The organism is Thermoanaerobaculia bacterium (genome assembly GCA_035717485.1).
GTDB lineage: Bacteria > Acidobacteriota > Thermoanaerobaculia > UBA5066 > DATFVB01 > DATFVB01.
Window position 1 is genome coordinate 37,776 of the sequence record DASTIQ010000068.1, and the last position, 9,861, is coordinate 47,636.

General features: G+C 66.8%; 6 protein-coding genes. 1 reads left to right on the forward strand and 5 read right to left on the reverse strand.

Features of this window, described 5'->3' with window-relative positions:
- Positions 1-37 precede the first annotated feature (37 nt).
- Together VFS34_03465 and VFS34_03470 are read right to left on the reverse strand one after the other, a co-directional pair.
- Positions 38-2,272 (reverse strand): protein kinase, encoded by a 2,235-nt coding sequence (locus VFS34_03465; protein ID HET9793497.1) that lies wholly within the window; start codon positions 2,270-2,272, stop codon positions 38-40.
- 61 nt (positions 2,273-2,333) lie between these two features.
- Positions 2,334-4,559, reverse strand: coding sequence for a protein kinase (locus VFS34_03470; protein HET9793498.1), 2,226 nt, complete (start codon positions 4,557-4,559; stop codon positions 2,334-2,336).
- A gap of 132 nt (positions 4,560-4,691) precedes the next feature.
- Between VFS34_03470 and VFS34_03475 the strand changes: the two genes are divergently transcribed.
- Positions 4,692-5,840: a hypothetical protein gene (locus tag VFS34_03475; GenBank protein HET9793499.1), complete on the forward strand. Its 1,149-nt coding sequence runs from the start codon at positions 4,692-4,694 to the stop codon at positions 5,838-5,840.
- Between the two features lie 4 nt (positions 5,841-5,844).
- On the opposite strand, the gene VFS34_03480 is transcribed toward VFS34_03475, so the two are convergent.
- The 3 genes from VFS34_03480 to VFS34_03490 form a co-directional block, all read right to left on the reverse strand.
- Positions 5,845-6,048 (reverse strand): hypothetical protein, encoded by a 204-nt coding sequence (locus tag VFS34_03480; GenBank protein HET9793500.1) that lies wholly within the window; start codon positions 6,046-6,048, stop codon positions 5,845-5,847.
- Positions 6,049-6,731: 683 nt separating this feature from the next.
- On the reverse strand, positions 6,732-8,135 hold the full coding sequence (gene fumC, locus VFS34_03485) for a class II fumarate hydratase (GenBank protein ID HET9793501.1): 1,404 nt from the start codon (positions 8,133-8,135) through the stop codon (positions 6,732-6,734).
- A 237-nt stretch (positions 8,136-8,372) separates the two neighbouring features.
- On the reverse strand, positions 8,373-9,861 hold a 1,489-nt coding region (locus VFS34_03490; protein HET9793502.1), incomplete at its 5' end, for a glycosyl hydrolase.

The window sequence follows — 9,861 nt, forward strand, 5'->3', positions numbered from 1 at the left end:
CACGTCCGGAGCACGAAACCGGGACAGGCCGGGAGAATCAGGTCCCGGCCGTCTTTTCCGGATACAGCTTTTCGAACTCCGGAAGATCGTGCAGGAGGTCGAGATCGGGATCGCGCCGCGCCCAGTCGGCGTCGGTGAACCCCGCCGTCCACGCCTTCGCCAGCGCGTCCATCCCTTCCGTCTTCCGGCCGAGCTTGCAGAACGTGCACGCCGCGTTGTAGTGGACCGTCGCCTCGTTCGGGCGCAGGAGCATCGCGAGGTTCGCCTCGCGCATCGCGTCTTCGGTGCGGTGTTCGTCGGCGTAGTCCGAGGAGAGCAGGATGCGCGCCCGCGCATCCTCCGGGACCTCGCGGATGTGACTCTCGAGCACCTGCATCCGGCGAAGACGAACGTTCCGCTTCGCCTCGGTCTTTCCCAGGGCGCCGAGCGAATTCATGATCGGCACGAAGACGTTGTAGTCGGTGCCGCACGCCTCGATCGCGGCTTCGGCGATCTTTTCGACATCCTGATGGCGGCCGGACGCGAACAGACAGCGGAGGAGGAGGTAGTAGGCCCCTTCGCAATCCGGCTTGCGGGCGATCACGTTGCGCACGACTTCGGACGCCGCGCCGTACTCCCCTTTGGCGTAGAGGGTCCAGGCCTGCGCCACCATGACCTCCGGAAGCTGGGGCTGGAGCGCGACGGCACGATCGGAGGCCGCGCGGGCCCGGTCGATCCAGGCGGATTCGCGCGAGTAGTTGCAATGATAGTAGGCGCAGACGTTGGCGATCGCCGCGTAGGCGAGCCCGAAATTCGGGTCCTGCGTGACGGCGTTCTCGTACATCTGCAGCGCGAACTCGAGGTCCTGACGGGTCAGGCGACGGGCGTAGCTTCGGCCGCGGAGGTAGAGATCGTAGGCATGCAGGTTCTCCGTCGGCTTGGCGGCGAGATCCTCCTGCTCGCGGGGGGTCAGCGTGAGCCGCAGGGCTCCGGCGATCTTGTGCGCGATTTCGTCCTGGACTTCGAAGACGTCCTTCATCTCGCGGTCGTATCGCTCGGACCAGAGCGGGAAATCCGTATGCGCGTCGAACAGCTGCGTGTTGATGCGGAGCCGGTCTCCCGCCCGCCGAATGCTCCCCGAAAGCACGTAGGCGGCGCCGAGCTGCTGGCCCACGTGCGAGGGGGTGACCTGCTTGTCGCGAAACGCGAGGACCGCCGGCCGCGGATAGATCTTGAGACCCGCGATCTTCGAGAGCTCCGTGACCACGTCTTCCGTGATGCCGTCCCGGAAATACTCGTCTTCCTTGGCTCCGGAGAGGTTCTCGAAGTAGAGGACGGCGATCGACTTCTCGGCGGGCTTCGCGACGCCCCCCTTGGACTCGGAGAGCTCGGCCGCCCGCTTCTCCCCCGAATCGAGCTTGCGCTTGAGCCGCAGGAGGTCGGTCTTCAGCTCCGTCGCCGTCTGGCAGCGCAGCTGCCGGTCCTTTTCGACCGCCTTTTCGATGATCCGTCCGAGCTCCGGCGGCATCGCCGGATTCACCTGCTCGAGCGGTTTCGGGTCGCGGTTCAGGATCGCGTCGAAGACCATCGCGTCGGTATCGCCGCGAAAAGGGAGCTCGCCGGTCGCCATCTGGTAGAGCACGGTGCCGAGCGAGAAGAGATCCGTCCGCGCGTCGGTGAGCTGGCCCTTCGCCTGTTCCGGGGACATGTAGTGGACGGTGCCCATGACCGTTCCGGCGGTCGTCAGCGGACCGGAATTGACCGCGGTCTCGAGCCCCGAGACTTCCTCCCCCTTCTGGGTCGAGACCGCCGCGTTCTCGACTTTCGCCAGGCCGAAGTCCAGGATCTTGACCTGTCCCCGGTCGTTGATCATCAGGTTCGCGGGCTTGAGGTCCCGGTGCGCGATCCCCTTGGAGTGCGCCGATTCGAGCGCGTCGGCGATCTGGATGCCGAGGTCCAGCAGGACCCCGATCGCGAACGGCTGGCGGCCCATCTTCTCGGCAAGCGTCGATCCCTTGATCAGCTCCATCACGATGAAGGGGCGCCCCTGATGCTGCTCGATCGCGTAGACCGTGCAGATGCCGGGGTGGTTCAGCGACGATGCGGCGCGGGCCTCCCGCTTGAAGCGTTCGAGCATCGGCGCGTCGTTCTTGAAGTCGTCGGAAAGGACCTTGATCGCGACGTGGCGGCCGAGCTGCGTGTCCTCGCCTTCGTATACCGCGCCCATTCCGCCGGAGCCGAGCAAGGCGACGATACGGTAGTGAGCGATGGTCTGGCCGACCAGCGATTCCATGAAGCGCCTCCGAATTGCGAAGAAAGGGACGATATCACGCGGAACCGATCCGCTCCCCTCGTCAGCTTCCGGCCGGCGCCTCCGGATAGAGCTCGTGGAACTCCGGCTCGTCGTGGAGGATCGCCAGATCCGGGTCGCGGCGCACCCACACCGAATCTCGATAGCCGAACTTCCACGCCATCTTGAGCGCTTCGATCGCTTCGCTCTTCCTGCCGAGCCCGCAATACGTGCACGCGGTGTTGTAGTGCATCGTGGGATCCGTGGGGCGAAGGGCGACCGCGAACTGCATCTCGCGGATCGCGTCGTCGGTACGGCCGATCTGCCCGTAGAAGTTCGCGAGAAGGGATCGCGCGCGCGCGTCTTCGGGAACCCGGGCGATCTGGTTCTCGAGGGTCTGGATCGCGCGCTGCCGGACGTTTCGCATCTGGTCTTCCTTGCCGAGAGCGGAGAGAGCGTTCGTGATCGGAACGAACACGCTGTAATCCTCTCCGGAAGCTTCGATCGCGGCGTCCGCGGTGTCGACGAGCTCCTGGTAGTGCCCCGAGCTGAAGAGGGAACGGCCCAGCAGGTAGTACGCTCCTTCGCAGTCGGGCTTCGACGCCACCACTTCGCGCACGATCGCCTGCGCTTCCGCGTTCTTTCCCTCGCTGTGCAGGACCCACGCTTCCGCGACCCGGACCTCGGGGAGGTCCCGGCCGAGCGCGCTCGCCCGATGCGACGCCTCGACCGCCTTCTCCGTCCATTTCGGCGTCCGCTCGTAGTCGAAGTGGTAGATCGAGCACACGCTGGCGATCCCGGCGAAGGCGAGGGCGAACCCCGGGTCCTGCGCGACTGCGTTCTCGTACATCTGGAGCGCGAACTCGAGATCCTGGCGCGTGCGCCGCCTCGCGTAACTGCGACCCCGGAGGAAGAAGTCGTACGCCTGAAGGTTCTCGGTCGGGCGCGCCGCGATCGCCTTCTCCTCCGTCGGACTGAGCGTCAGGCGCAGGGCCGAGGCGATGTTGCGGGCGATCTCGTCCTGCACCTCGAAGACGTCCTGCATCTCGCGGTCGTAGCGCTCGATCCAGAGCGGAAAATCGGTGTGGGTGTCGACGAGCTGCGCGCTGATGCGCAGCCGGTTCCCGGCGCGCCGGAGACTCCCCGCGAGGACGTACGCGGCCCCCAGCTGCTGCCCGATCTGGGCGGGGGTGGCCGGCTTGTCGCGGTACGCGAGGACCGTCGGCCGCGAGAAGACCCTGAGCCCTTCGATCTTCGAGAGCTCCGCGATGATGTCCTCGGTGATTCCGTCGCGGAAGTACTCGTCTTCCTTCACGCCGGAGAGGTTCTCGAAATAAAGGACCGCGACCGACTTCTCCGCCGGCTTCAACGCGCCGCTCTTGGAGTCCGAGAGCTCCGCCGCGCGCCTCGGGCCCGAGTCGAGGTCCCGCTTGAGGCGCAGGAGCTCGGTCTTCAGATCGGTCGCGCTCTGATAGCGCATCGAGCGGTCCTTTTCGAGAGCGCGCCCGATGATCCGCCCGAGCTCCAGCGGCTGGGCGGGATTGACCTGGGCGAGCGGAAGCGGGTCGCGATTCAGGATGGCGTCGAAGATCACCGCCTGGGTGTCTCCCTGGAACGGAAGCGTGCCCGTCGCCATCTGGTAGAGGACCGCGCCCAGCGAAAAGATGTCCGTCCGCGCGTCGGTGAGCTGGCCCCGGGCCTGCTCCGGCGACATGTAGTGCACGGTGCCCATCACGGTCCCCGTCATCGTCAGCGGACCGCCGCCGATCGCCGTGTCGAGGCTGGAATCGTCGCCCTTCTGCGCGAACGCGGCCTCGACCTTCGCCAGGCCGAAATCCAGGATCTTGACCTGTCCGCGGTCGTTGATCATCAGGTTCGCGGGCTTCAGGTCCCGGTGCGCGATCCCCTTGGAGTGCGCCGACTCGAGGGCATCCGCGATCTGGATTCCGAGATCGAGGAGCGGACCGGTCTCGAACGGCTGCCGGCCCATTTTCTCGGCCAGCGTGGACCCCTTGATCAGCTCCATCACGATGAAGGGCTGGCCGTCGTGCTGCTCGATCGCGAAGACCGTACAGATGCCGGGATGATTCAGCGCCGAGGCCGCGCGCGCCTCCCGCTTGAAGCGTTCGAGCATCGCCGTCTGATTCTTCAGATCGGCGGACAGGACCTTGATCGCGACGCGGCGGCCGAGGTCGGCGTCCTCGGCTTCGTAGACGGAGCCCATTCCCCCGGTGCCGAGGAGCCCGACGATCTTGTAGTGAGCGATGGTCTGACCGACCAAGGATTCCATGGAAAGCCTCCCGATGTCCGACGAGAACGAGGACGATACCACGCGGCATCGCTCGCGGGCCGCGCCGAACGGGCTCGGGAGAAGGGCCGGAGGGGCAATCCCGGTTAAAATTCGCTCAAAGAGAGGAAAGCGATGAAAAGGTTCGCGCGTCCGTTCCGCCGAGCGCCGCTTCTCGCCGCGGCACTGGCGTTCCCGCTTCTCGCTCCCGCGTTCGGGGAGGTCGTCGTCGTTTCCAGTGGCCCGCTGCTCGATAAAGACCAGCCGAACTTCCAGACCGTCGTCACGAAGGACCTGATTCTCCGGATCCCGACTTCGCGGAACGTCGGCGAGGTCCTGACCCTGACGCCGGGTCTGGCGGAGCCGGGCCCGATCGAATCGGTTCCGGGAGTGGAAACGATCCACTACAAGGTGGACGGAAGCGGCAGCCGACCGACGTTCCCGCCCGGCACGACGGTCGACTTCGGCGACGGCAAGGCGCTCCACTTTCCATCGATCTACGGAATCCGTTTCGCCGGACCGAGCGACGGCATGCGGATCATCGTGCGCCGTCCCGGGGAGAAGAAGCCCTTTCTGGATCAGCCGATCCGGATCCCGATGCCTCAGACGCGCGACTTCGGGGTCATCGTCGCGCCCAATCGATTCGAGACGCCGCCGGTCGCCGTCGCCGGCCGAATGCACGTCGTCCGCGGATCGCTCTCCGGGGACGGCACGAAGACCGCGATCACGATCGGGGGGCGGCCCGCGAAGATCGTCGCCGAGAATCCTCGTTCCGTCTTCTTCGAAGTGCCGGACGACGCGCCCGCCGGCTATGCGACGATCGTCGTCGAGGATGGCGGCCGCCGCGCCGAGATCCGGGTCGCGGTCCTGAAGCTCTCGATGAGCGCGGACCAGCTGAAATTGAAGCGCGGGCAGACGACCCATTTCCACGCGACGATCTCGGGTCCGGAGTCGTGGACGGCCGAGGACTGGAAGAGCGCGATCCCGTACGACCTGTGCGACGTCGACGCGCTTCGGAAGAAATTCCCCGACTTCCAGCCGCCGGCGCCGGGAGGCGACGGGTTCCTGCTGTTCTCCGTCACGAACATGTCGCCCGGCGTGATCTCGATGGAGGAATTCGCGAAGCGTCTCGGCAAGGCCGACTTCCGCTCCGGCGTCTACAGCTACGACGGCGGGATCGGGGCGGTCAACGACGGCGGCTTCGGAATCCACGGCGAGGTCGAGGCGTTCCTCGCGCCCGCTTCGGCCGAGGCCGCGCCGGTCGCGCCCGCGGAGAAGAAATAGGGACCTAGGTCTTCGGTTTCGGGATGATGCAGGTTTCCCGGGTTTCGTCCGGGCTGACCCGCCGATGCTCGTACGTCTGGTTCTGGTCCATTTCCGAGAACCGCCCCATCCGGTCGCAACGCGGGCAACGGGCGATCACCGCGCCATCGGGAGTCTTCGATCCCTCGACCATGTCGGTGTAATCCTCGAACGTCGTTTCCAGGTCCACGCGCAGTCCTCCCTGCCCTTGCCATTGCAAGAGCGGTGCCTGCGGCGTGCTGGCGAAGAGGAGGAGGTGCGCTACGGCAGGATGCAGACTTCGCGGGTCTCGTCGCCGATGCTCGGCCGGTGCTCGTAGACGGTGAAGTCGTGCTCGACGAACATCAGCGCCTCGCGGCCGCAACGCGGGCAGGGCATGAACAATCCCAGGGAGCTGACCGTCCGAGTCCGCGGGTGGATTTCGTCCAAAAGGGCTTGCGCTTCCATTGGTGTCATCCTCCGAAGGGGACGGAGTGCAAGGGCGATGCCTGTCCGTCGCGAAGGCTTACTCGAGGGGCCGGGTCGACGTCGCGCCGACGCGGCCCGCCAAACGACCGCTGATCAGATGGCTCTCCGCGGAGGCGCGCCGTGACGGGTTGGAAGACGCGTCCGGGGCACCCGCCCGCCGCTGAGGGATGCCGCGTACGTCGTGCCGGTGCCGGGCGGCACGCGCCCGCCCGGCTCGATGCATCGCCGCGCCAAACCGTCAGTAAGAGCCCAGAGTCGATTCGGTTCAGACGACCGGAAAGCGCGGCGAGGCGCGAACCCGGCGGGATGCGGGTCGCCCGGCGGCGGCTAAGGCGTACCGTGAGCGTACGTCGTGCCGGTGCCGGGCGGCACGCGCCCGCCCGGCTCGATGCATCGCCGCGCCGGCTAATGAGGACGGACCATGTCCTCCGGCCTCACGATCGCATCGAACTCCTCCCCCGTCAGAAATCCGAGCGCGACCGCGGCCTCGCGCAGCGAGATTTCCTCCTGGTAGGCCTTCTTGGCGACCTTCGCGGCCTTGTCGTAGCCGATCTTCGGGTTGAGCGCGGTCACCAGCATGAGCGAGTTCCTGACGAACCGGTCGATCTGCGCGCGGTTGGGCTCGATCCCTTCGACGCAATGGATCGTGAACATGGCGCAGGCGCCCGAAAGGAGCCGCACGGAGTGGAGGAAATTGTGGACGATCAGCGGCTTGAAGACGTTCAGCTCGAAATTGCCCTGAGATCCGGCGATCGCGATCGCGGCGTCATTTCCCATCACCTGGATGCAGACCATGGTCATCGCTTCCGACTGCGTGGGATTGACCTTTCCCGGCATGATCGACGAGCCCGGCTCGTTGGCCGGGAGGATCAGCTCTCCGAGGCCGGCGCGGGGGCCGGATCCGAGCCACCGGATGTCGTTGGCGATCTTCATCAAGGACACGGCGAGGGTCCGGAGCGCGCCGCTCGCCATCACGAGCGCGTCGTGCGAAGAGAGCGCGGCGAACTTGTTCGGCGCGGAGACGAACGGAAGGCCGGTCAATTCGGCGATCTTCTTCGCCCCGAGCTCCGCGAAGCGGGGATGCGTGTTCAGGCCCGTCCCGACCGCGGTCCCGCCGAGCGCGAGCTCGTAGAGGGACGGGAGAACCGCGTCGATCCGCTCGAGGTCGTCGTCGAGCTGCGCGACGTACCCGGAGAACTCCTGGCCGAGCGTGAGGGGCACCGCGTCCATCAGGTGGGTCCGGCCGATCTTCACGATTCCGTCGAACTCCTTCGCTTTCGCGTCGAGCGCGTCGCGAAGACGACGGACGGCGGGGATGAGGGAGCGGTGGATCTCCTCGACCGCCGCGATGTGCATCGCGGTGGGGAAAGTGTCGTTCGAGGACTGCGACATGTTGACGTGATCGTTCGGGTGGATCCGCTCGGCCGATTTTCCGAGCTCGGTCGCGCGGTTGCCGATCACCTCGTTGGCGTTCATGTTCGTCTGCGTGCCGCTGCCGGTCTGCCAGATCCGGAGCGGGAAATGGTCATCGAGGGTCCCGGCGATGACCTCGTCGGCGGCCCGCACGATCGCATCCGATTTGTCCGCCGGGAGCTTCCCGAGGTCGCGATTGACGATCGCCGCGGCCTTCTTCAGGATCCCGATCGCGCGGATCAGCTCGCGCGGCATGACGTCGTGCCCGATCGCGAAATGGATCAGCGAGCGCTGCGTCTGCGCGCCCCAGTAGCGGTCGGCGGGAACCTCGATCGTCCCCATGCTGTCCGACTCGATGCGGACGCCGGGCTTGCCTTCTTTCGTCTCTACGGCCATGTCGCCTCCGAAGAGACGATTCTATCGACCTCGGCGCGCCGGCAATGAGGCAAATACTTCAATTCGGGGAGCGCTGAGCTCGCCTGGACGAGCCCGATGGCGATTCACGGGGAAGCACGGCGAGGCGCGAGCCCGCCGGGATACGGGTCGCCCGCGAGATCCCGAAGCGTACACGCGCGGTACGTCGCCGGGTCTCGCGGGGCGGCACGCGGCCGGCTCGATGCATCGCCGTGCCGGCTACTCTTTCTTCCAGTCCGGGAGGCGGCCCGGCGTATACGGCGCCCCGGCTCCTTCCATCTTGTCTTCGAGCGCCTTGAGGTCCTTCCCGACGAGGGTGCGGAGCGCCGCGAGTTGTGCCCCGAAGTCGTCCGCCGCGATCGAGTACGCGTCCACGCTCGTTCCCGTGGGCGCGGACGTCGCCGTCCACTGCGTTCCGACGATTCCTTCGACGCGGTCCGTGATCGACGGCGCCGTCGGCATCTCGTAGCGCGCCGCGACCCGGTCGCCGCGAAGCTTCGTGTCGATGTCGCGGAGGCGCTCCTCGATCGCGCGGGCGTCCGCGCCGAGCGACGCGGTGTCCTTCCCGGGCGTGTCGAGGAGCGACCGCTTGATGTGCTCCAGGCGCTCGTGCACCTCGTCGACGACTTCGCCCGCGCCGCGCACGGCGCGCTGCAGGCGCGCGGTCTTCAGCTCGAACGCCAGGAGGGCGGCGCGGTCCTTCTCGGGAATCGTCCCGACGCCCGAGGCTTCGAACGTCCGGGGCTCTCCGACGGGAACGAGCTTCCCTTCGACGCGCTTGGCGAGGGCGACCGTGTAGCGCCCCGGAACGACCATGGGGCCGGTCGGCGGAGGGGCAAACGGATCGGCCGAAGGAGGCTTCAGCGAGGTCGGCACCGCGGCCGGGTAGCGGAGATCCCAGGCGATCCGGTGCACGCCCTTCTCCCCTTTCGCGGTCAGGCGGCGGACGACGTTCCCATCGGAATCCGTGATGGTGAAGATCAGCGACGGCTCTTCTTCCGCCGTTTCCGCGCGGAGATCGGAAAGGGAAGCGAAAGGCATGTCTCCGCCTTCCTTGTCGATCTTCTTCTCCCGCTCGTGCCGCGCCTCCTTCCTCGTCTTCAGCTCCTCCTTCAGGTAATACGTGAACACCGCGCCGAAGGGGGGATTCGGGGCCGCGTAGAAGGCATCCCCCTGGAAGGCTTTCCCGGGAAGCCCGAGCGGCGCTTTCGGCATCGTCACCCTCGCCGGCTTGACCGGAAAGAGCACCGCTTCCTTCTCGAGCATCTCGGACGTCGCCCCCCGGAGCGGCGTGTAGTCGTCCAGGACGTAGAAGCCCCGCCCGAAGGTGGCGGCGACGAGATCGTTCTCCCGTTTCTGGATCGCGAGGTCGCGGACCTCGATCGTCGGGAGGCCGCCCTTCAGCGCGATCCAGCGGTTTCCCCCGTCCTTCGTGAAGAAGAGCCCGAATTCGTTTCCGGCGAAGAGGAGTTTCCCGTCGACCGGGTCCTCGGCCAGCGCATAGACCGTCCCGCGCTTCGGGAGATCGCCCGCGATCGACCGCCACGTCCGCCCTTCGTCGTCGCTGCGGAGGAGATACGGGGCGAAGTCTCCCATCTTGTGGTTGTCGAACGCCGCGTAGACGGTCCCCTTGTCGTGCGACGAAGCGACGAGGCGACTCACGTAGGTCATGTCGGGGACGCCGGGGAACTTCTCGATCCGGCGCCAG

Coding starts and splice junctions, on each gene's coding strand:
- VFS34_03465 (HET9793497.1), bottom strand. CDS start 2,272: ATGGAATCGCTGGTCGGCCAGACCATCGCTCACTACCGTATCGTCGCC.
- VFS34_03475 (HET9793499.1), top strand. CDS start 4,692: ATGAAAAGGTTCGCGCGTCCGTTCCGCCGAGCGCCGCTTCTCGCCGCG.
- VFS34_03470 (HET9793498.1), bottom strand. CDS start 4,559: ATGGAATCCTTGGTCGGTCAGACCATCGCTCACTACAAGATCGTCGGG.
- fumC (HET9793501.1), bottom strand. CDS start 8,135: ATGGCCGTAGAGACGAAAGAAGGCAAGCCCGGCGTCCGCATCGAGTCG.